The sequence below is a fragment of the Candidatus Chloroploca asiatica genome, assembly GCF_002532075.1.
Lineage (GTDB): Bacteria > Chloroflexota > Chloroflexia > Chloroflexales > Chloroflexaceae > Chloroploca > Chloroploca asiatica.
The window spans coordinates 26774-47911 of the sequence record NZ_LYXE01000069.1 but is presented as its reverse complement, the minus strand read 5'-3'; the positions used below and the strand labels follow the sequence as shown (position 1 = coordinate 47911).

The 21138-nt window shown below is 58.2% G+C and carries 16 protein-coding genes; 1 reads left to right on the top strand and 15 read right to left on the bottom strand.

Annotation, left to right across the window (positions count from 1 at the left end; genetic code table 11):
• Positions 1-155 precede the first annotated feature (155 nt).
• From A9Q02_RS07945 to A9Q02_RS07890, 12 genes are all read right to left on the bottom strand, one after another.
• Positions 156-635, bottom strand: coding sequence for a nitroreductase family deazaflavin-dependent oxidoreductase (locus A9Q02_RS07945; protein ID WP_172450780.1), 480 nt, complete (start codon positions 633-635; stop codon positions 156-158).
• 4 nt (positions 636-639) lie between these two features.
• Positions 640-1587 (bottom strand): hypothetical protein, encoded by a 948-nt coding sequence (locus tag A9Q02_RS07940; protein ID WP_097651823.1) that lies wholly within the window; start codon positions 1585-1587, stop codon positions 640-642.
• A gap of 139 nt (positions 1588-1726) precedes the next feature.
• Positions 1727-2707 (bottom strand): class II fructose-bisphosphatase, encoded by a 981-nt coding sequence (glpX, locus tag A9Q02_RS07935; RefSeq protein ID WP_097651822.1) that lies wholly within the window; start codon positions 2705-2707, stop codon positions 1727-1729.
• A 22-nt stretch (positions 2708-2729) separates the two neighbouring features.
• Positions 2730-4853 carry a SulP family inorganic anion transporter gene (locus A9Q02_RS07930; RefSeq protein ID WP_097651821.1) on the bottom strand — a complete coding sequence of 708 codons (2124 nt, stop codon included), beginning with the start codon at positions 4851-4853 and terminating at the stop codon, positions 2730-2732.
• Positions 4854-4896: 43 nt separating this feature from the next.
• On the bottom strand, positions 4897-5940 hold the full coding sequence (locus A9Q02_RS07925; RefSeq protein ID WP_097651820.1) for an agmatine deiminase family protein: 1044 nt from the start codon (positions 5938-5940) through the stop codon (positions 4897-4899).
• 5 nt (positions 5941-5945) lie between these two features.
• Positions 5946-6830 carry a carbon-nitrogen hydrolase gene (locus A9Q02_RS07920; RefSeq protein WP_097651819.1) on the bottom strand — a complete coding sequence of 295 codons (885 nt, stop codon included), beginning with the start codon at positions 6828-6830 and terminating at the stop codon, positions 5946-5948.
• A 154-nt stretch (positions 6831-6984) separates the two neighbouring features.
• Positions 6985-8019 carry an MraY family glycosyltransferase gene (locus A9Q02_RS07915; protein WP_097651818.1) on the bottom strand — a complete coding sequence of 345 codons (1035 nt, stop codon included), beginning with the start codon at positions 8017-8019 and terminating at the stop codon, positions 6985-6987.
• 1 nt (position 8020) lies between these two features.
• Positions 8021-11368, bottom strand: coding sequence for an O-antigen ligase family protein (locus A9Q02_RS07910; RefSeq protein ID WP_097651817.1), 3348 nt, complete (start codon positions 11366-11368; stop codon positions 8021-8023).
• The gene (recN, locus tag A9Q02_RS07905; protein WP_097651816.1) at positions 11365-13122 is read right to left on the bottom strand and encodes a DNA repair protein RecN; all 1758 of its coding nucleotides are present in this window, start codon (positions 13120-13122) and stop codon (positions 11365-11367) included. The genes A9Q02_RS07910 and recN overlap by 4 nt, the downstream gene beginning before the upstream one ends.
• A 69-nt stretch (positions 13123-13191) precedes the next feature.
• The gene (locus A9Q02_RS07900) at positions 13192-15267 is read right to left on the bottom strand and encodes a diguanylate cyclase (RefSeq protein WP_097651815.1); all 2076 of its coding nucleotides are present in this window, start codon (positions 15265-15267) and stop codon (positions 13192-13194) included.
• Positions 15257-16309, bottom strand: coding sequence for a uroporphyrinogen decarboxylase family protein (locus tag A9Q02_RS07895; RefSeq protein ID WP_097651814.1), 1053 nt, complete (start codon positions 16307-16309; stop codon positions 15257-15259). The genes A9Q02_RS07900 and A9Q02_RS07895 overlap by 11 nt, the downstream gene beginning before the upstream one ends.
• Positions 16306-16956, bottom strand: coding sequence for a cobalamin B12-binding domain-containing protein (locus A9Q02_RS07890; RefSeq protein WP_097651813.1), 651 nt, complete (start codon positions 16954-16956; stop codon positions 16306-16308). Before A9Q02_RS07890 ends, A9Q02_RS07895 begins: the two co-directional genes overlap by 4 nt.
• Before the next feature lie 539 nt (positions 16957-17495).
• Here A9Q02_RS07890 and A9Q02_RS07885 point away from each other — a divergent pair.
• The gene (locus tag A9Q02_RS07885) at positions 17496-18284 is read left to right on the top strand and encodes a hypothetical protein (protein ID WP_141508773.1); all 789 of its coding nucleotides are present in this window, start codon (positions 17496-17498) and stop codon (positions 18282-18284) included.
• A 127-nt stretch (positions 18285-18411) separates the two neighbouring features.
• Here the strand turns inward: A9Q02_RS07885 and A9Q02_RS07880 are convergent, their stop codons facing one another.
• The 3 genes from A9Q02_RS07880 to aroC are packed head-to-tail and all read right to left on the bottom strand — an operon-like array spanning position 18412 to position 21065.
• Positions 18412-19377 carry a prephenate dehydrogenase gene (locus A9Q02_RS07880; RefSeq protein ID WP_097651811.1) on the bottom strand — a complete coding sequence of 322 codons (966 nt, stop codon included), beginning with the start codon at positions 19375-19377 and terminating at the stop codon, positions 18412-18414.
• A gap of 9 nt (positions 19378-19386) precedes the next feature.
• Positions 19387-19980 (bottom strand): hypothetical protein, encoded by a 594-nt coding sequence (locus A9Q02_RS07875; protein ID WP_097651810.1) that lies wholly within the window; start codon positions 19978-19980, stop codon positions 19387-19389.
• Positions 19981-19994: 14 nt separating this feature from the next.
• Positions 19995-21065, bottom strand: coding sequence for a chorismate synthase (aroC, locus tag A9Q02_RS07870; RefSeq protein WP_097651809.1), 1071 nt, complete (start codon positions 21063-21065; stop codon positions 19995-19997).
• Positions 21066-21138 lie beyond the last annotated feature (73 nt).

The following is a 21138-nucleotide window of genomic DNA, read 5'->3' as shown; positions in this document are numbered from 1 at the left end:
CTTGCGGGTGTCCCGTTGTATCCGATTTCGTATGATGCAATCGCCCTACTATGGAGGCTGAGTCAGCTTGCCCTAGTTACACTGAGAAACGCCCGTATAGCGGGCGCTTCTCAGTGTAACCACTAAAGTTTGGAGGCGTGGCGCTCAGCCGATCCTTATTCAAGCACCATAATTGGAATAATACGTCCATCAGTATTGTTCTGATACGACGCATAGCCAGCATAGAGGGCCACTGCGCGCTTCCAGAGGTGGTCGCGCTCTTCGCCTTCGGCCTGACGCGCCCGATAGGTTGTGGTGCGTCCGGCAATATGGACCTGACACGCGGGGTTCGCCTTGAGATTATGGTACCAGGCCGGATGTTTCGTTGAGCCGTAGTTCGAAGCGATCAGCACAATCCGTTCGCCGTCACGCAGATAGACCAGCGGCACAGTGCGCGACTCACCACTGCGTGCTCCCGTGCTCGTTAACATGAGCGTCGGCACGAAAAAATTAAGAAAGAGGATCTGGCCGCCACTGGCTTGATAAAAAAAATGGTCAAGCGGCTGGATCACATTGCGAATAACCTCAACCCCGATGGGTGAGCCGAAAAAGTTGACTGCGCATTCGCGCATGCGTGTTAGTGGATAATTTTGCATATTTTTATGAGACAGGTAAGCCATATTCGTGCGCAACATCACGCAACGTGTGTATCAACTCAATCGTCGCCCCAATTTCAGCTTTGTTAATCGAGACACTCTCGACCACAATACCCAGCGGGATCTGGTTAAGGTAGGGCTGGTCAAGGATGCGCCGCAGCAGATCCCGACACACCGCAATCGAGCGACTCAGCGGGGCTGGATCATCTAAAATTGCCGCTGCCGTGGTATCGGGAATAGCAATACCCAGCCAACGCATAAAATTCATGGTCTGTGGACGACCGACCGGGACAAAGTCGAGCAGCATGCGTTGTGGCTGCGCATTGCGTGCAGCACAGTCACGAACATAATCGCCAAGCAGCCGGATCGTCGGCTCGGCATCATAGACGGCCTGCGAGATAAAGTAGCGGATCCCTCGCTGCGCCTTTTGAATCAGGCGGAGACTCTCGCTCCGTTCAGCCCCGTGACGCTCGGCAATCGCCACCCCACCAAGCACAAAGCCAGCAGGATGGGCCGCGGCAAGCTCGGTCGCCCGCGACAGCGCAATGCTACTCTGCGCAGCTTTGGCACTCGACAGGCCAACCAGCGACAGATAGCGAACCTTATGCTGCTCAGCCGCCCGGTCAAGCCATTCGGGCCAACTCTGCTCGTTTTCGGTGGCAATGCATTTGTAGGTTACGACCGGCTTGTGCGTCAACTGGCGCAACAGGGTGGCATACGGCGGTGAGTCAATCGTTGGGAGAAAAGGGAACGGGCGCGGCTCACTCGTCCGCGCTGATTCGTCCTGGACATCATAGACAACCAGGCCGTCGAGCGGCAGATCCGCAACGCGCTCGGCGAGCCGCGCCGCCGCCCCGAGGACCCGATCAGCCGGGGCATCCGCACGCGGCGGGGTCGTCCCATAGAGCAGCGCAAAACGCTGCGGATCAGCCATCGTTGTTTCAAGTGACATAAACACATCCATCCCTACGGCAAGGCGCAACGGAGCCTGCGGCCCCAACCACATTTGCTGACCGAGCCAACCGCCCGTCATGACGGGCGGTTGGCTCGGTCAGGTATGAATCTAGTCTAGGCTGAAACTGCGCTACCTGTCAAGGCCGTTCTGGTTCGACCAGATGCTCGGCCACAATCATGCGTCGCGTGCGGGTTTCACTCCGCAAGATCAGCGAATTGGTCGTCGCCCGTGGGCCATCAAAATGTACCCCGTCCAACAAAAGGCCATCAGTAATGCCCGTCGCCACAAAAAAGATCTGATTGCTACGCACCAGATCGTCACACATCATTGTACGACGTAGATCGAGACCAGCCTCAACGACGGCCATGCGCTCGTCGACGCTCTGCGGGGCGAGGCGCGCCAGCATCCCGCCGCCAAGGGCCTTGACCGCACATGCGGCCATCACGCCTTCGGCCGCGCCCCCCGACCCCATCAAGGCATCAACCGGACCATCAGGCAAACTCGCAAGCACAGCCCCCGAAATATCACCATCATCGGCAAGCATCACCCGCGCCCCAGCCGCCCGAATCTCGGTAATCAGGTCAGCATGACGAGGCCGCTCCAGCACAAAGATCACCAGATCACGGATCGCTTTGCCTTTGGCCCGGGCAATCAAGCCAATCGTCCAGGCCGCCGGAGCCGTGATGCACTCGGGCACCAAGGCCGGGGCAACGACCCGATTGACGACAATCTTTTCCATATAGACTGCAGCACTGGCGGCCCACATCGTGCCTTGCGGTGCGACGGCCGCGACGGCAACCGCGCCCGGTCGCCCTCGCGCCAGCAGACGGCGTCCATCAATCGCATCAACCACGACATCAACAGGCGCGCCGCGCCCACTGCCAACCCGTTCACCGCCCGGCAAGGCACTCCGCAGCCGCAGCCGTCCACCTTCACAGATCACAATCCGCCCATCGAGATCAATCGCCGCCAGCGCATCACTCATCGCCTGACTCGCCGCGAGTTCAGCTTCCTGGCGGTATCCAAGGCCCATCCAGCGTGCTGCGGCCATCGCCGCCGCCTCGGTGGCTCGCACGAGATCGAGCCCCGTATTGCGATGAAGTTGTGGCTCGCTCATCGATGCTCCTCTCCCTCTAACCCTACGTCTCAACTGCCATCAACAGATTCTGGCCTTCCCAGGTCAAGAGCCCCCCCCCAAGAATGCGTACATTCGCATACCCTTGCTCAGTCAAAGCCAGAGACGCCCGTTCACTCCGACGGCCACTGCGACAAACCAGGATAAGCGGGGCTTCGCGCGGTAGATCCGATGGCTTGATGAGCAGGTCACTCAGCGGAATCGAAATTGCCCCCGGGATATGGCCCAACCGAAACTCACGTGGTTCACGGACATCAACCACCAGAGGGGGCACCTCATTGTGCATCATCTTCCAGAGTTCATGGGCTGCAACCTTTGGAGCCGTCGTACTGCCAAGCGGCAACAACGGAATGGGAGGGGCACCACCCGGCAGGGTACGTTTGGGGAGCGTGTGACACTCACGAAAAGCGCGCCACTCGCACTCATAGATACAAACAGCCGGATCAAGAATTCGATAGAAGATCGTCTCAATCGCCAGATCTTCATCAAGAAAGCGCGCCGCTCCAACCTGATCATAAAACCCGGTCAAACGCATGCGTTCAAGCACCGGATCGCGCACCCGCACAAAATAGATCTCGCCCCCGCGATCCCGCACCACTCGCCGCACATTTTCGAGCATACGAATACCACTGATATCACAGTGTTGCACGCTATGCATGCGCAACAACAAAAACCGTTGACCCGGTGGCGCATCAAGGATGCGAAGGAGTTCCTCTTCGATATGATTGACAGCCCCAAAATAGAGATCGCCCAGCACATCAACCACCGCCAGTTGTGGACACTGCGGACGCTCGGGAAAAGCTGACCAGTGACTGAAGGTCAGGTCAGGCAACACTGCGACCACCCGCGGCATACTGGTGCGCAACAGATAGTAGCCCAACGACATCAATACCCCGATCAAAATGGCAAACTGCAGCGGGAGTACCAGCGTCGCCAGAAACGTGATCACCATAATCACCGCATCGCCAGGCGCTCCACGCCAGATCCGTTTCATCGAACGGAGATCGATCATGCTCCAGGCCGTCACTGCCAGTGCTCCGGCGAGCACAGCCAGCGGAATCTGGCCAATGACATCGCTCAAGACCAGCGCCGCGACCAGCACAAACACACCACTGAACGCATTGCCAAGCGCCGTCATCCCGCCAGACTGATAGCTGAGCGCGGAACGGTTAAACGAACTCGAACAGGGATGCCCACCAAAAAAACCAGCGGCAATATTGGCAATGCCCTGCCCAACAAATTCCTGATTGCTATCAAGACGCTGGCGCGAATGGCTCGCCACCGCTCGCGCAATCGCAACGGCCTCGACCAGACCAATCAGCGCAATGGCAAGAGCGCCATTCGCCAGTTGGCCAATCAGACTGAGATCGAACAGAGGCAGCGACGTAAAGGGCGGCAAACCCTGTGGCAGCGTACCGAGCAGACGCACGCCCTGCCCTTCAAGTTGCAACACCCAGGCACTCAAACTGATCGCCGTCACGCCAACCAGCACCGCCGGCACCACACGTGTGACCCGCGGCCAGAAAATAATCAAGCCAATCGTCGCCACACCAAGGACAAGCGACGGCACATGAACAGCCTCCAGCTGCGACAGCGCCCCGATCACCACACCAAGCGGGCCTTCTGTTACAGGGATCGACAGACGTAACATCGGGCCGATCTGATTGGCCATGATCAACAGCCCAGCGCCCGCCGTAAAACCCACTGCCACCGAGTCAGAAACAAAGTTAACCAGAATCCCGAGGCGCGCAAGCCCCATCAGCAACCTGATCAGCCCGGCAAGCACGGCAAGCAACCCGGCTGCCAGCAGAAACTCGGGCGAACCCGGCAGAAAGAGCGGGGCGAGAATCGACAGGGTCAGAATCGAAGCCGTATTGGTTGGGCCACTATTGAGATGGCTCGACGAACCCCAGAGCGCCCCGACCATCGAGGCAACAAAGGCCGTATAGAGCCCCATCGTTGGAGGAAGACCGGCAAGCAGCGCAAACGCGAGCGCTTGAGGAAGCAACACGAGGCCAACCGTCAACCCGGCAAGCAGATCAGACCGCAGGGCGACAAGAGGATAGCCACGCAAGAGACGCACCGGCTGGCTCAACAACACCGGCATCGTCCGTAAATAAGCCAGCATGAGCCTGTCTCAATAGCAGCGGTGTCTTACACCGCCAAACGCGTCACTGAGGTGGTGAAGGAACCTGCTGGGTCAGACAATGCCAGGCCCCGAGGCCCCATACCAACTCGGTACAATCGAGTCCTACCACCTCACGCTCAGGGAAACACTGTTGCAGGATGGCCTGGGCTCGCTGATCATTGGCATGGTTGAAGAATGGCACCAGCACCACCTGGTTCGCGACATAAAAATTGGCATAACTGGCGGGCAAGCGTTGACCTTCGTACACCACCGGTGGGGGCATCGGCAGCTTCAACACGGTCAAATGATGACCGGCCAGGTCAGTCATATGCTGCAAGCGGGCGAGATTCTCTTGCAACACGTGGTAATTCTCATCAGACGGATCTTCTTCCACGGCTGCGAGCACCACGCCGGGGGCAACAAAGCGGGCGATATCATCAACGTGCCCATCAGTATCATCGCCCACAATGCCCTCACCGAGCCAGAGGATGCGTTGCACCCCAAGGTACGCACACAGTTGCGTCTCGATCTCGGCCTGACTCAGCGTCGGATTGCGGTTCGGATTGAGTAAACACTGCTCACTTGTCAGCAGCAACCCGGTGCCATCCACCTCAATCGAGCCACCTTCGAGCACCATCGGATTCGCAAAGCAGGGCGTATCGAGATAGGCCGCCATCTGACGGGGAATCTCGTTGTCGAGCTCAAACGGCGGATATTTGCCCCCCCACGCATTATAGTTCCAGTCAATCGCGGCCACCTGCGGCTCTTCATCACGCACCACAAAGATCGCCCCGTGGTCACGGCACCAGGCATCATTGGTCGGAAACCGATGAAAAAAGAGCTCACCCGTTGCCCCGGCATCAGCGAGCAACGCCCGCGCATGGGCTTCCATCGCCGCATCATTCACATTGATATGCACCGGCTCAGAGCGCAGCAAAATTGCCACGGCCTGCGCGTAGATCGGCAGAATTGCCTCAAGCTTGCCCGGCCAACTGGCCTCATTGTGCGGCCACGACAGCCATGTCGCCTGATGGAGGGCCCATTCCGGCGGCATCCGGTACCCAAGTTCAACTGGAGTTGCGCGCATAGCTCTCACTCATCAATAAAACGGCGCGTGATGTCGCCATAGGCATCGATCCGGCGGTCACGCAGGAACGGCCAGTGGGTACGCTGCACATCAAGCTTGCCCAGATCAATCGGCACAACCAGTACCGCAGGTGCATCCACTGGCGCAAGCGCCAGGATCGTACCCTGAGGATCACTCACAAAACTCTGCCCCCAAAACTCGATGCCACCCTCGGGATCGCCTTCGTGACCCGTGCGATTCACACTCACCACGTAACATCCATTGGCAACCCCGTGCGAGCGCTGGATCAGCTCCCAACTCTGGTGCTGAGCCTTGCCATGTTCAGCCTTTTCCGAGGGATGCCAGCCAATCGCCGTCGGATAAAAGAGGATATCTGCGCCACGCAGGGCCGTCAAGCGAGCACCCTCGGGATACCACTGATCCCAGCAGATCAGCACCCCAAGCCGCCCAAAACGCGACGGAAAGACCTTGAAACCAAGATCCCCAGGGGTAAAGTAGAACTTCTCATAGAAGAGCGGATCATCGGGGATATGCATCTTGCGATACTTGCCGAGATAGCTCCCATCGGCATCCAGCACCGCAGCGGTATTATGGTAAAGACCTTCGGCTCGCTTTTCAAATAGGCTGACAATCAAAACCACCCCGAGCTCACGGGCCAGTTGACCAAAGCGCTCGGTGGAAGGACCCGGTACCCGCTCGGCTAGTTGGAAATGATCATGATCTTCACGCTGACAAAAATAGAGCGACCGGAAGAGTTCGGGTAAACAGATGATCTGCGCCCCACGGGCAGCCGCTTCACGAATCCCCGCCTCGGCCCGACGATCATTCTCGGCGGCCTCAGCCGTCAGTTGCAACTGTACCACCCCGAGGTGAACCTGCTGAGCGGCCATATCTCTCCTCATCCCTGGTCGATCCTCCCTCAGCATTGTACCATAGAGCAGATCCCACGCCTGCGGCCACCAAAAAATATTTCTTTTCGTGACAGATGCTAGCGTTGCTGGCATCTGTCACGAAAAGAAGCACAGGGTTTTGAAGGCGGCAGCCCTAACGCTCTCGCCCGTGGGGCGCAGCCACCCCACCCGGACACACCCGTTCCAGCCAGATCAGCGCCGCAACCCCCACCGCAGCCATCATCCCCGCGACAAAATAGGCCTCAACCATCGTGGCCCGCGTCAGATAGACCCCCACCATGCCCGCCGCACCACCAAGCAGATAACAGGTCAAGACCGCCTCGCGTCGGGTCAACCCGAGCGCATGCAGGCGGTGCGATAGGTGATCTTTGCCCGCAGTTGTGAATGGGTTGACCCCACGCCGTATGCGTGAGACCACCACGAGGCTCGTATCAAAAAGTGGCACCGCGAGAACGCAGAGCGGCACCATCCATGTAACAACCGGGGTATTACTTGGGAAACGAAGCTTGATCGCCAGTGCCGCCAGCATAAAGCCGAGAAAGAGACTCCCGGTATCACCCATAAAGACGGTTGCCGGGTTGAGGTTGTAGCGTAAAAAGCCGATGCACGCCCCGATTAAGGCCGCCGCCATCGCGCCAACCAGCACCTGCCGTGGTTCGTTCATCGCGGCCAACAAGAGAAAAAAGGTGGCCGCAATCGTGGTGATCCCCCCCGATAGACCATCCATATTATCGAGAAAGTTGATCGCATTTGTAATGATGACCACCCAGAGCAAGGTCACCAACCAATTGAGCCAGATCAGCGGAAAGAGTTGTACCTGTGTCCCACCAAGTAACAAGACGACCCCGGCCATGAGTTGACCCGCCAGTTTCGCCCGCGCACTGAGGCCCCACCGGTCATCGGCCAAACCAAAGAGCGAAACCAGGGTTGCCCCGACCAGGATCGCGATCAACTCGACAATATGCGCCCGATCGCCAAACAAAATCAGCGCCGCCACAAAACTGCCATAGATCGCCAACCCACCCAACAGCGGCACCGGGGTGATATGCAGATCACGCACGCGTGGCACCGCAACGACCCCCGCCCGCAATGCCAGACGCCGAGCCAGCGGGGTTGCTAGCATCGAAAAGGTCAGCGCGACAATGGCGATCAGGGCCGTCTGGATCATGCTACGGTGCTCCCTGCAATTGCTCGAAGTAGGCAATCAGTTGTTGCGCCTCAGCAATCGTGGCTTCGTTCCCTGTTCCCGTCTCGAGCCGTCCGATCAACGCCCGCAACTCGACGACTGCATCGGCATGCCGCGACAGTTCGCTCAACACAATCGCATAGTTGCGAATGTAGTTGAGGTTATTTGGTTCGAGTTCAGCGGCCCGCGCATACACCTCCAACGCCACCTCGGTCTCGCCGCCCCGCACCGACAACAACCCGGCCACAGTGGAAAACAAGGCAAGATCGGTGCGCAAGCTTTGCGCCGCACTGCTCTGCGGGTCAAGCTTCTGGTAGCGCTCCTCCTGGGTTGCGATCACGCGCATGTAGGCATCACGCAACTGCAGGATCAGTTCGGGCTGCCCGGCCAGCGCATTGGCGACATTCTCAATGGAATTGACCGTCTGGCGGGCCGAGATACCGATGGCCTGACTGTACGCATTGGTCGCCGCAACCAGATCTTGATTGCGTGAGAGGGTCAGATCGGCAAGCCTGATATACGTGTCAACATAACGCTGGTCAAGCGCCGCCGAACGCTGAAGCAACTCCTCGGCCCGTGCAAAAGCGGCCTGAGCCTCTTCCGTCTGCCCCTCGGCCACCAACTGATCACCCTTGAGGATCAAGACCCCCGCAAACTCGTTGAGCAGCGTGACATCCTGCGGGGCCAACTCTTCGACCTGATCGTACCAGTTGAGCGCGTTTTCGAGGTGTACCGGGTCATTCGACCAGCGGTACCAGACACTGTTGAGCCGCCCAAGATTGGCAAAATGGTCTTTGTTCAGTGGGCTCCGGTTATGCGCATGCAAGAGCACCGCTTCGGCATAACTCATCAATTCATTCGGGCTGCTCTGCTGCACAAAAGCGGCAATCGCATTGCTCGATTCAAGCCCCAAGAGCACCGTGAGTTGAGGATCGTCGTTGGGGGTTCCCAGTTCAGGGCTTTGCGCACGCACTGTATCAGCAAGCGACATCAGAACCCGCCCAAGGTTCAAGTAGTAGAAATCTTCGCGTGCATTGAGCCGGATCGTTTGCAGGTACTCATTGAGCGCCACGATCAAGCTGTCAGCCGATGAATCAGCTCGTTCACTCAAGCCCTGAGCTTGCTGGAAATGCATATCGGCCCTGATCGGATTGAAGTTAAAGCTGAAAATGGCGATGAGGGTGAGGACGGCAACCATGCTATAAGCAAAGATCGGTCCCGCTCCCGGCATTGTATTGCGTGAACGCGCCGCGTTGCCTCCCCGTGCAACCTGCTGACCACGCACCGGCCCCTTCCGTCGTTTGCCGCTCACCTGTCCACTACGGTGCGCCTGGTCAGCAGAGGCTCCGCCTTCAGGGACAGCAACCGCAGCCACCGTCGGTTCCGGTGGCGCAAGTGAGAGGCGATAGTGTCCCGCCAGAGCTCCGCCCGTCACGGTCATTGCCAGCACCATCCAGAAGTGGGTCAGGGTCGAGACAATGGGAATCCCCGTCAGGCCCTCGACAAACGTCGCGGTAATGGTGCTCAAACAGGCAATGAAGAAGACTTGCCAGCGCCAACTCGCGCTATTCCGGATCAGTTTCCAACTCAAGACAACAAAGCTCACCAGCAAGAATAGATAACTGACCAGGCCCAGCAACCCTCGGGTCACCAGTTCATCAAGCAGCGCCTGGTGGGATCGGTCTGGTGAAGCCCCACGCGCCTCGATATTGGCAAGCGAAGGTGGATAAAACGGGTTAAAAGCGACAAACATGCTCTCGGGGCCCCAGCCAATCACCGCACGCACGGGATCACTCATGATTAACGCGACCGCACCGCCCGCATGCTCATCGCCAATCCAGATCAACCGCCGTACCAGGCCGGTTCCTTCACCGACTTCGAGTAAACGCCCCATGCGCCCGATGTAGGGCACTTGGCGCAGTTGCTCAAACACAGGTGCGTTCGACAGGTTGAACGTGATCAAAAAACCGCCGACCGCCAACGTCAACGTGACCCAACCGATCAAGAGCCCCCGGAAGAGGCGCGCCCGCGCCATCTGCTCGGTCGCCCTAGCGTGACGCAACGCTTGCCACAGCACAAGCGAGAAGAAGACAAAGAGCCCTGCACCGAGACCAATCCACGGGCCACGACTCTGCGAAAAGACAATCGCAACCAGCAGGATCAAGGTCGCCAGGCCGGACGCGGCCCCGTCAAGCAACCGCCCCGCCCGGGTCGGCTCAAGCGGACGACGCGGCAACGTCATTCCCAGGGCATACGCCCCGATCAAGGCAACAAGCGACGCAAAAAACCAGATGCTCCAGTCACTCGCATTCGCCGCCTGCTCACCAGTCAACAGCGTCTGCGCCCCACTGCCCGCGGCGATCGCAAACTGCATTGCAAAGACTAGCAGAAAACCCATCGTAAAGAGACCGGGCCAGAGCGGCATCCGTCGGTCGCCCCGATCAAAATTGGTCGTCAGCAGCCACCAGATCGTCGTCGTCGCCACAATCGAACCCGGCCAGACCCACCAGTAGCGTGCGTCAATAACCCGGATCACGGCCCCAAACTTAATCGTCGCCAGCAAGAGCATCAAACCGGCCAGCACCAGCAGCGCTCGCACCAGGAACCACAACCACTCACGCCCGAGCAACGGCCCCGCCTGAGGCGCCGTTGGGGCGTCACTGAAGGCAACAATCGTCCGGTAGAGCGCGAAGGGCACGACCATGATCATATAAGCGGCCACAAAGATCGAGTTGCCCATCGTCGAGGCAATGCGGGTGAGCACATCGCCGCGCCAGGGCAGGGGATCGAGGCCGAAGTGCTGCAAAAGCCCGTAGCCCGCTACGGCGATCCCCGTCGCAAGCATGATGGTAACCATGCGTTCAAGCTGTTCCCAGTGACGCAACGTCACCAGAATGACCACAAACAGCATGATGTACGAAAGATTCGTGTACGTTCCCTGAAGGCGCTGGTACGACCCCCAAAAACTCATCCAGGGCGTCACCGACGTGATCGTCGTCAGCAAAAAGACCACAGCATACACTGCGGTTGGCACCGCCAAAGGAATGGCCGCAAACCTCCGCCAAAGTGGCGGCACCGACGTGGCCTCTTCAGGCGGGGGATCGGCTGTGGCAGGCTTGCGTTTCTCTCGCGACAACCAGCCATCAAGAAGCCCAATCAGGACGGCGGCGGCCCCAATCAACGCCAGCGAGCGCACCACTGCGATCTTATCGGGCTCGAAATGGCGGGCCGAATAGAGATTAAAATAGAGTGGAATAAGTGTCAGGGCAAGCAACCAACTGGCCTCGGCAATACGTGCCGCCCAGCGGCTGACAGAAGTATTCGCAGTCATAGCGTAGGTACCTGTCGGTTCGCTTTCCAGGCAATGGCCCGCTCGATAATTTCGCGGGCGTTCGCGCGACTATGCTCGCTGGGGCTGCCATCAAGCATCGCCGCGAGTTCATCAATCCGTTGGTGGTCATCAAGACGTTGAACCTGTGTCCGCGTACGTTCAGGGTCAAACTCTTTGCGAATATGGTAATGCGTATCGGCAAACGCCGCGACCTGTGGAAGGTGCGAGATACAGATGACCTGATGATTCTCGGTGATCGCCCAGAGTTTCTGACCGACTACCTGGCCGGCACGCCCGCCGACGCCAACATCAATCTCATCAAAAATAAGGGTTGCGACTTCATCCACCCGTGAGAGAATTGATTTCAGCGCAAGCAGCAAGCGGGCACTCTCGCCACCCGAGGCAATCTTCGCCAGGGGCTTGAGTGGTTCGCCAGGATTCGGCGCAATTTGAAATTCAACCTGATCAATGCCAGTGCGATCAACCGCCACCCGGCGACCCGCCGAAGGTACACCCTGTGGATCAGGCGTCTGTTTGATGCTCACAAAGAAGCGTACCTGCGGCATCGCGAGATCGCCCATCGCGCCTTCGATCCGTCGCGCCAGTTCATCACCAACCTCGCGTCGTCGCTGCGACAAGGTAGTCGCAAGGGTGCCCAATTCCGCCAGCGTTGCTGCCTCTTGTCGTTCAAGTTCGGCAATATGCACCGCGCTATTTTGCAAGCGCTCAATCTCGGTTTCGGCACTGGCCGCCCGTTCAACCAGACTGGCAAGATCGCCGCCATATTTGCGCTGCAAATCACGCAGCACCGTCAACCGATCTTCGAGGGCATCAAGACGGCCTGGATCAGCATCAAGCCCGAGGCGGTACGTACGCAGGGCAGCCGCCAGATCTTCAAGTTGGTAATGCAACTCGCTCGCCGTCGTCGCCATGCTCTCTACCGAAGGATCAAGGCGCGCCAGTTCGGCCAGGTTTCCGGCAACTGTGGCGATCAACTCAATGATTGGACGCCCAGGCGTACGTCCACCTTCGCGCCCGGCATACAGGTCGGCATACGCTTCCGTCGCCAACCCGGTCACCCGCGCCATATTCTGCACCACTTGCCGCTCGCGCAGCAGATCTTCTTCTTCGCCCGGTCGCATCCTGGCGGCAGTCACATCCTCGATCAGAAAACGCAACTCTTCGATCCGCGCCTGGCGCTGGGCCTCGTTACGCCGCAGATCGGCCAACTCATTGCGAAGACCGCGGAGGATCTGCACCTGGGTGGCAACCTGCTCGCGCATGGGCAGCAGTTCCCCAAAACGGTCAAGCATCTCGAGATGCGTTCGCGGATTAAAGAGCGAAAGCCCCTCGTGCTGCCCGTGGATGTCAATCAACCGCCCACCAATCTCACGCAGCACCGCCGTATTGACCGCACGTCCATTGATCCGCGCTACACTCCGCCCTGACTCAGCACTGATCTCACGCACCACGATGACTTGCCCGTCATCCTCATCAAGCAGATCATGCTCACGCAGCAGTGGGGCTAGTTGGGGGCAGTCATCCAGGCTAAAGATACCCTCGATCCGCGCACGCGTACAACCTGCCCGCACAAACGTAAGATCAACCTTTTCGCCCCGTAACATGCCCAGCGCATCAATAATAATTGACTTGCCAGCTCCGGTCTCGCCGGTCAACACTGTAAAACCTTCACCAAGGCGAAGGTGCAGACGATCAATAATGGCAAAATCACGGATCTGCAGCTCAAGTAGCATAGGAAAATAATGGCACGCACAAAAGAGCTATGGATCACCACTAAAAAGCATTGTACCACAATGCCTCTGCTAATGCGTTTCTGCCTCTTTCCAGGTACAAACGCGATTGCGTCCAATGCACTTCGCATGGTAGAGCGCCTGGTCAGCCCGCCAGATCAATTCACCCAGGGTTCTGAGGTCGGGTTCAAGTGTTGCGACCCCAAAGCTCATGGTGATCTGCACTGGCCCACTCAACGTCTCAACGGGTGTGCGTTCGATGGTCTGTCGCAATCGCTCGGCAACCTGCACCGCCTCACTCAAACCGGTCTCTAGACAGACAATGATAAACTCTTCGCCGCCATAGCGGGCAACAATATCGAGTGGGCGTACCTGCTTAAGCGCCTTTGCTACGTACTCCAGTACCTGATCGCCCACAGCATGGCTAAAGACATCATTCACCCGCTTGAAATGGTCAATATCCATAAAGATCGCCGAGAGTTTGCCCCCATAACGCTGCACGCGCCTGAACTCGGTCTCGGCCAGTTCACTGAACCGCCGCCGATTGTAAAGCCTCGTCAGCGGATCAGTTCCAGCCAGCATATAGACTTCGCGGAAGAGCCGCCCATTCTCGAGGGCTATGGCAACTTCATTGGCGAGCACCTGCATCATCGTTACCTGACTCGGCGTATACGTCTCTTCCTGCTGACTTCCAAGCGTCAAAAGCCCGAGGAGATGCTCTTGATGGAGTAACGGGAGACCCATCCAGCTCTTGAAACCTGTCACCATCGGAAGCCCGAGTGACGCCAGGGCCGCTTCATCAAGCGTGAGCGGCATCCGACGCTGCATAATCTCGGCAAATGGGGGCTGTTCAGGACTAAACTCTCCCCCGATCAGTCTGACCTGCCCTTCAACAGGATGGGCAGAAACAAGGCGCAGGGTGCTCTCTTCCAATAAGAAAAGATGCGACTGGTGATGCGGCACGATCTTATCAAGCTGCACTAATACTTGATGCAACATCGCATCCATCTCAACATTCGAGTTGAGATGGGCCATCATCTGACGCAACTCTTCGGTCAAATCACGTTCATTCCGTAACGAAGCTTCCGCTTCGCGCAACATCGAATAGGTGCGCGCATTAGCCAGGGCAAGCCCACACTGATTGGCAATCGCCAACCCCAGGTTGAGGTATTGATTGCGATATTCGGGAAAGGTGATATGCCGTACAACCACCAGGCCAAAAGTCTCATCGTGATAGCGAATCCGCAGATAAAAGCCTTCTTCCTGAGGAATAAGGGCGTGATCACGCTCCATCGAGGCCAGTACCTGCGCAAGTTCAGCGTGGCGTTCAGGCTGATCATGACCATCTTTGGCAAAAACAGCGACAATCTGATGACCCTGGATCTGGGCGTATTCTAAATTGTTACAGCCAAAGAGCATCGCAAACATATGGCGAATCGCGGTAATGGTTGTTTCTTCTGAACGGATCTGCGAGAGATCAACCAGCAGATCAAAGGCCATCGCATATTCGGCAATTTTGCGATTCGCGTCTTGCAAGACGCGTTTCGTCTCGCTTTGCGATGTCTTGAGATACCATTCTAAAATGACTTTCGCCAGGTAGAGCTTGAGATAATCAAGCCCAATTGTCCGCACCCGATACGGCATGTCAAGATAGGCGGCAAACTCTTCTAACCTGGACAGCGCCTCGGGATCAGTTCCAGTATCAAGCAACAACAAGTCTTCGACTGACTCGTGAAAGTAGTCACGGGCCAGCGCTTGATCAAACCCCCATGCATACAGATGCGCACGCCAAGCCCGCAACCACCCCGGTGAAAGCAGGTAAGCCCCGCGCTTCGTTTCGGTGTCGATCAACTCTGGCCCGGCGAGCATGACCAGACAGTGGTTGAGATGGATCAACTGTGTCTGAGCGTCTAGCTTCGCCGGGAGTGCATCGGGTGTTGCCGCACACGCACCAAGTACAATCAGATCCGCCCGTGACGCAGCAACTGGTCGCTCAAAGATCTGATCGGTATACGACAACAATTGAGGACGCCCGCAGGTCAGGGCATACGCTTCAACGGTTACAAAAGGATACCCAAGTTCACCGACAGCTTGTACGACATCCTCATAATAGTGTCGGCACACTCGCAGACAAAGCTTAACGTTCATTACCTACCCAGTCGAGCGGATACCGACCCCAGCGTTGTACCGCTTCGCTGATCACCATCAACGTCGTTTCGGGCACCTGGAAGGGGATTTCGCCATGATTATCGGCGAGAATAAAGCCGCCCCCACGCCCAGCCGCCGCAATTGCCGCCTTGACGGCCGCCTCAGCCTCGGCTTCCGTCCAACGACGCATCTCAATCCCATTCAGATTGCCAAGCAGACTCACCCGCCCCGCGACCTTCTGCTTCATCAGGGCCAGATCTTCCTCGATACTGACCGCAACCGCGAGCGCCCCCGTCTGCGCAAAATCATCAAGCAGCGGCATGCAGCGCCCCGACGCTACATGGGTTGCAACCGGCCCTTTGATCCGTGCAATCACGTCTTTACTCAGGCGATGATCAAAGTCCAGATATTGTTCCCGCGAGACCACCGTGGTTGAGGCGACCGGATCAAAATAGCAGATGGCCGTCGCCCCGGCTTCAAGCTGCGCATTGGCCCAGGCCACCGCAAATTCTGCGTTGATCTGCAAGAGATGCTTGACAACCTCAGGCTGTTCGTACATCCACGTCAGGTACTGCTCGAAGCCCAGTTGCATCACGGGCAATGAGAAGGGGGCAATCACAACCCCAATAATCGGCATCGCCTCCTCACTGCGTGAGCGCATCTGCCTGATCGCATCCAGAACACGCCCAAGGACAGGCGAGGTTTCGACCACTGGGGCTTTGAGGGTGCGAATCGCTTCCGGCTTGCGGATCATGGGCTCGCCAGCATTGGCCGGACCATCATCGCTGAAGATGACCTCGCCCCCCCACGCCTCGACCTCCAATGCCGCATAAAAAAGTGCGTAGAGGCAGTCGTTTTGATACTTGTGCGCCATCCGCAACTGACCTTCAGCCACATACTCGGCATGCGCGAAATAGTCTCGCAGCGACAAGCCCAATTCACGTGCGCCATGCATTGTGACGAGCAGAAAGAGCGGCACCCGATCAGGCTCCTGATGCCCAAGCGTCGTCAAGACCCGCTCTAGTGAAGTCATAGCTGTCATGCGGATGCCTCCAACAAACTCGTCACCAGCCCAACACTATCCGACGCCGTGTAGCCCACCGCATCGGCCCCGACCTCTTGCCAGAGCTGTCGGTCAAACCGGAACGGGGCACCACCAACAATGATTTTTGGTCGCCATCCTGCCGCATCGAGTCGCTCACGCACCGCTTTGACCTGCAACGCCGAGGGCAGCATCAACACTGAAATAAGCAAGATAGCAACCCGTTCACGCACAACCCTGGCAACAAGATTATCGGTATCAATCCGACCATAATCGCTGACGACAAAGCCACCCGAGCGTAACGTCGCATAGACCATCCGCTTGCCCAGCATATGGTAGTCTTCGAGCACCGCAATCGCGATGACAGGTTGTCTTTGCTGCTGGACATTCGCCGCTGGCAAGAGCGTATCAACAATCTCTTCACAGATACGCCCGCTCATATAGACCTGTGCCAGCGGTACGTCACCTTGCTCCCAGCGTTCACCAATCACTTCAAGCGCCGGCACGATGAGTTGCTCAACCATTATGACCGGACTGATCTCGGACACAAGTTCTTCGAGGAGGCGCCGCACTTCGAGGCGATCAATGGCAAGCAAGGCTTCGAGAAATACGTTACGTTGTGCGTCAATGTCTCGTTCTGCCGTCATAAGAACCTCTCTCATTGTCCTTCGCTGGACAGAATGCCTTGTACCATCTCATGGTACAAGCCCAGTGCCCTCACATTGGAAGAGAGACAGTTATCCCCAGGAAAGATCTCTTCACCGGGGCGTCAAAGATAATCGGCCCTGAGGCTGATCGCGTTTGTAACCAGTACTCGCGAGTCAAGGATAATCCGGCTAAAGGCTGATCTTGTTTGTAACCGGGTTTGTTATACTCATCACAGGTCAGGCGTCCGGAGCGACAGACGTGTCCCTGACAGATACCTCTAATAACCCCACTGTCGTCCCCTTATACCCCCAACGGCTGCCATATGGCAGCCGTTTCCACATGAAGGAGGCATATGAGACGGTCCCACTCACCATCCAGACAGCAACCCAGACCACGGCATAACTCCCGACATGCCATGCTTGCCATGGGGATGCTTTTGGCCCTCGGAACGCTTCTTTTGATCGTTATGTTGGTCACGAGGTCGCCGGCAAACCAACCGACCTCCACCGTACCGTTAGCAACCGACGGATGCCGCGGATTGCCCGCCTTTGCCACTACCTTCGCTGCCGAAGCCGGAAGTACACTTGCGCTGGCAACCGATCGCACCGAGCAAGGCCTCGTTCTGCTCACTGACTCAACCGTCTATCAGCATCCAACCTGGGATGCTGCCGGATACCTCGGGGCCATGGCCTATGATCATATGGGCAATGTCTATGTGGCCCCCACCCCGCGGATTTCACTGCAAGATAACCCCCTGGCAGGCGTGACCACCCTCTGGCGCGTTGACAGTGCCACCGGAATCATGAGTCCCTTTGCCACCCTCGCAGGCGAGGCTGGCGAACGCAATCCCTTTGGCATCCTGGGCCTGACCTATGCCTGTGGGCTTGACCGCCTCTTTGCCGGGACAGTCATCGGCTCAACCCCTGGCGAAGAACGGGGCGGCATCGTTGCGATCGATCGCGGCGGGCAACAGACCAGCCTGGTGACGGACCTTGATGTGATGGGGGTGCTCGTTGTGGCAACCCCCGATGGCTATGATCTCTATGCGGGCCTGGCCCGCAGCCCTGATCTTGTTGCCCTTCCGCTCGATGCCAGCGGAACCCCCAGCGGCCCACTTCGTCCGCTGCTCGATCTCACCACCGCTGGGGCCACTGCCGGCGAACGCGCCCGCAAAATGCGCCTCGTCGGTGACGAACTCATCGTTGATCTGGTGCCCTTCAACTTCTCATTGCAATCGAGCGCCACCGGCAACCCACAGGCTCGTCAAGCTACCTGGGGGTGGGATGCTGATTTGGCGACATGGGTGGTGCGGGCCTCAGCGCGGTAAGTAGTCTGTCAACGAAGTTTTCCGACTTTCCTGGGTGCGCGCACCTACGCGAAAACCTTTGCGCCTTTGCGTCAAAACAACCGCCTTCTTGGCAAGCTATTGGGTCTAGCCCGAGAGAAGAGCGATCTTACGAGCGACGCCGGGGGAGGCGGAAGGTGAGCAAGTTGCGGCGTTCAGGTTCGGGTTGATGCAAGAAGGCATCTTCACCGGGGCGCAGACCAGGCCGCGTCTCAAGCCAGCCTTCGCGTTGCTCGCGTACCCGTTGCAGCAACGCCTCGATATCTTCGGCGTCGCCCTCGTCAACCTGATCGCGGACTTCCAACAGAAAGCTGATCATCTCGTCGATCCAGCGCTGGAGGCCCACGCGATTGGTCAACAGGATATCGCGGTGCATTTCAGGGTCACCCGAGGCAAGCCGCGAAACATCGCGAAAGCCCGTCGCCGCCAGGGCCGCCATCTCTTTCCAGGCCGCGCTGCGCCCAGTGATCTCGACCAATCCGACCGAAAGCAACATAGGCAGGTGCGAGATACCAGCCACATACACATCATGCTCTTCAGGGTCGATATAGTACGGCTTGGCCCCGACCGTCCGCACCATCGCCTCAACCGCTTCAAGCGCCGCCTGAGGGGTACTCCGCCCGGTGGTTAAACAGTAGATCGCCCCATTGAAGAGCTCAGGATCAGCGGCTTTGGCCCCGGCCTTCTCTTTGCCTGCCATCGGGTGCCCACCCACATAGGCCACCCCCGACGGCAAGGTTGCAGCCCACTGCGCGACTTCGGCCTTGGTACTCGCAACATCAGTCACAACGGTGCCTGACGCCAGCAGCGGCCCAAGCTGAGCAAACACCTCACGGATCGCAAGCACCGGGGTTGCCACCACAATAATCTGAGCGTCACGCACCGCCTCGACCAGCGTCCGCGCCTCGCGATCAATCGCCAGCCGCCCGCGCGCCTCCTTGACCGCCCGCTGATCACGATCCCACCCAACAACTTCCAGGGCACCCAGCGGCGACTCACTCGCCTCAGCCGAACGCAACGCCATGCCAAGCGACGTACCAATCAATCCCAACCCGATAATGCTTATCCGAACCATGCATGCTCCTTAGACTTCGCCGCTTACTTCGGCACGCACCTGAGCGAGAAAGAGCAATTCAGCAATCACGACCACCACTGTCAGCAACAGCAAACTGACCCAGGTGAGAACCCGTAGCCCAGCGAGCATGGCAATCATTGCCACCAGTAGGCCAATTTCATACGACTGACGACGTACCCGCCGACTATCAAGCGCCCGCGCCCGTGTGTGAAAGAGGCGCAGGCTGGCAGCATGAAGAAAAGGACGACTGACCGCCGCCCCAACCAGAAAGAGAGCCCCGATAAAGAGGGCGTAGATTGGCAGATCAGGCAAATCAAGCAGCCAGTCTTGTGGTGCAGGCACAAAGGCAAGAATGTAGAGCAACAAAAACGAACCGACGGTACCCTCAATCGTCAACCCCGTCAGACCCATCGCCCGCTCAACCGGGATAAAGGTCAACAGCGGAGCGGTCAGGGCCAACCCATAAAAGAGCAACCGCTGCAGTGCAAAGACGGGATCAGCCGGTGAAAGCCCGCCAAAAAGCAGCAGCGCCAGCGCCGCCGCCCAGCAGAGGCCAGCGATCGCTGCGAGCAACAACGAGATTTGCGGTCGCGCAAGATTCATAAGGTCACTCAGCGTTATGCCCGCGCCGTACGCTGGCGCAGAAGATGGTCAGCCAGCACAAGCGCGAGCATGGCTTCAGCCACCGGCACCAGGCGCGGCAGCACCGTCGGATCGTGACGCCCTCGCACCTCGATGGTCGCCGCATTGCCCTCGCGATCCACCGTTTGTTGGGCCTGCGCAATGCTCGCCGGCGGCTTGGCAGCCAGGCGGATCACAATCTCTTCGCCCGTCGAAATGCCACCGAGGATCCCTCCGTGACGGTTGCTGACCGTGCCAATACGCCCATCCTCGCGGCGCACAAAGGGATCATTATGCTCAGAGCCACGCAACCCGGCGACTCCAAAGCCTTCGCCGATCTCGACCCCTTTGATCGCGGGAATCGAAAACATCGCCTTGCCGATCTCCGCCTGCAGTTTATCAAAGACTGGTTCACCCAGACCAGGTGGCACACCACGGGCGCGAACCTCGACAATGCCACCAAGCGAGTCGAGCGACCGACGCGCCTGATCAACCCGCTCAACCATCAACGCAGCCACCCGGGCATCTGGGCACCGCATAATATTGCGCTCAATCTCATCCTCGTCAAACACCTCGGCACACAGATCACCCATCTGCAGCGTATAGGCAATAATCGAGATGCCTTCGCGAGCGAGGAGCAAGCGGGCAATCGCCCCACCAGCGACCCGCCCGATCGTCTCACGCGCACTCGAACGCCCACCGCCCCGCCAATCGCGAAAGCCATATTTGGCGTCCCAGCTATAATCGGCGTGGCCGGGGCGATAGAGATCTTTGATATTTTCGTAATGCCCCGACTTGGCGTCGGTGTTGAAGACAAGCATCGTAATCGGCGAGCCAGTGGTGCGCCCCTCGAAAACCCCCGACAGGATCTGTACCTGATCGGGTTCCTGCCGTTGTGAACTCACCTTGCTCTGTCCAACACGGCGACGGTCAAGCTCGCGCTGGATCGCCTCAGGTTCGAGTGGCAATCCAGACGGGCAGCCATCAACCGTGCAACCCACGGCTGGCCCGTGCGACTCGCCCCATGTGGTCAACCGAAAGATCTGCCCAAAACTATTGCCTGCCATACGAATGTAACGCCTCCGGCTGAAACTCGCAGGGCTTGCCCCCCCAAACCCGACTTCTTGCCAACGCAAGTAA

What these genes read in the sequence shown, in the direction of transcription:
- recN (WP_097651816.1), bottom strand. Translation starts at nt 13,122, where the DNA reads ATGCTACTTGAGCTGCAGATCCGTGATTTTGCCATTATTGATCGTCTG.
- A9Q02_RS07900 (WP_097651815.1), bottom strand. Translation starts at nt 15,267, where the DNA reads ATGAACGTTAAGCTTTGTCTGCGAGTGTGCCGACACTATTATGAGGAT.
- A9Q02_RS07945 (WP_172450780.1), bottom strand. Translation starts at nt 635, where the DNA reads ATGCAAAATTATCCACTAACACGCATGCGCGAATGCGCAGTCAACTTT.
- A9Q02_RS07915 (WP_097651818.1), bottom strand. Translation starts at nt 8,019, where the DNA reads ATGATCCAGACGGCCCTGATCGCCATTGTCGCGCTGACCTTTTCGATG.
- A9Q02_RS07895 (WP_097651814.1), bottom strand. Translation starts at nt 16,309, where the DNA reads ATGACAGCTATGACTTCACTAGAGCGGGTCTTGACGACGCTTGGGCAT.
- A9Q02_RS07930 (WP_097651821.1), bottom strand. Translation starts at nt 4,853, where the DNA reads ATGCTGGCTTATTTACGGACGATGCCGGTGTTGTTGAGCCAGCCGGTG.
- A9Q02_RS07890 (WP_097651813.1), bottom strand. Translation starts at nt 16,956, where the DNA reads ATGACGGCAGAACGAGACATTGACGCACAACGTAACGTATTTCTCGAA.
- A9Q02_RS07910 (WP_097651817.1), bottom strand. Translation starts at nt 11,368, where the DNA reads ATGACTGCGAATACTTCTGTCAGCCGCTGGGCGGCACGTATTGCCGAG.
- A9Q02_RS07880 (WP_097651811.1), bottom strand. Translation starts at nt 19,377, where the DNA reads ATGGTTCGGATAAGCATTATCGGGTTGGGATTGATTGGTACGTCGCTT.
- A9Q02_RS07875 (WP_097651810.1), bottom strand. Translation starts at nt 19,980, where the DNA reads ATGAATCTTGCGCGACCGCAAATCTCGTTGTTGCTCGCAGCGATCGCT.
- glpX (WP_097651822.1), bottom strand. Translation starts at nt 2,707, where the DNA reads ATGAGCGAGCCACAACTTCATCGCAATACGGGGCTCGATCTCGTGCGA.
- A9Q02_RS07920 (WP_097651819.1), bottom strand. Translation starts at nt 6,830, where the DNA reads ATGGCCGCTCAGCAGGTTCACCTCGGGGTGGTACAGTTGCAACTGACG.
- A9Q02_RS07940 (WP_097651823.1), bottom strand. Translation starts at nt 1,587, where the DNA reads ATGTCACTTGAAACAACGATGGCTGATCCGCAGCGTTTTGCGCTGCTC.
- A9Q02_RS07925 (WP_097651820.1), bottom strand. Translation starts at nt 5,940, where the DNA reads ATGCGCGCAACTCCAGTTGAACTTGGGTACCGGATGCCGCCGGAATGG.
- aroC (WP_097651809.1), bottom strand. Translation starts at nt 21,065, where the DNA reads ATGGCAGGCAATAGTTTTGGGCAGATCTTTCGGTTGACCACATGGGGC.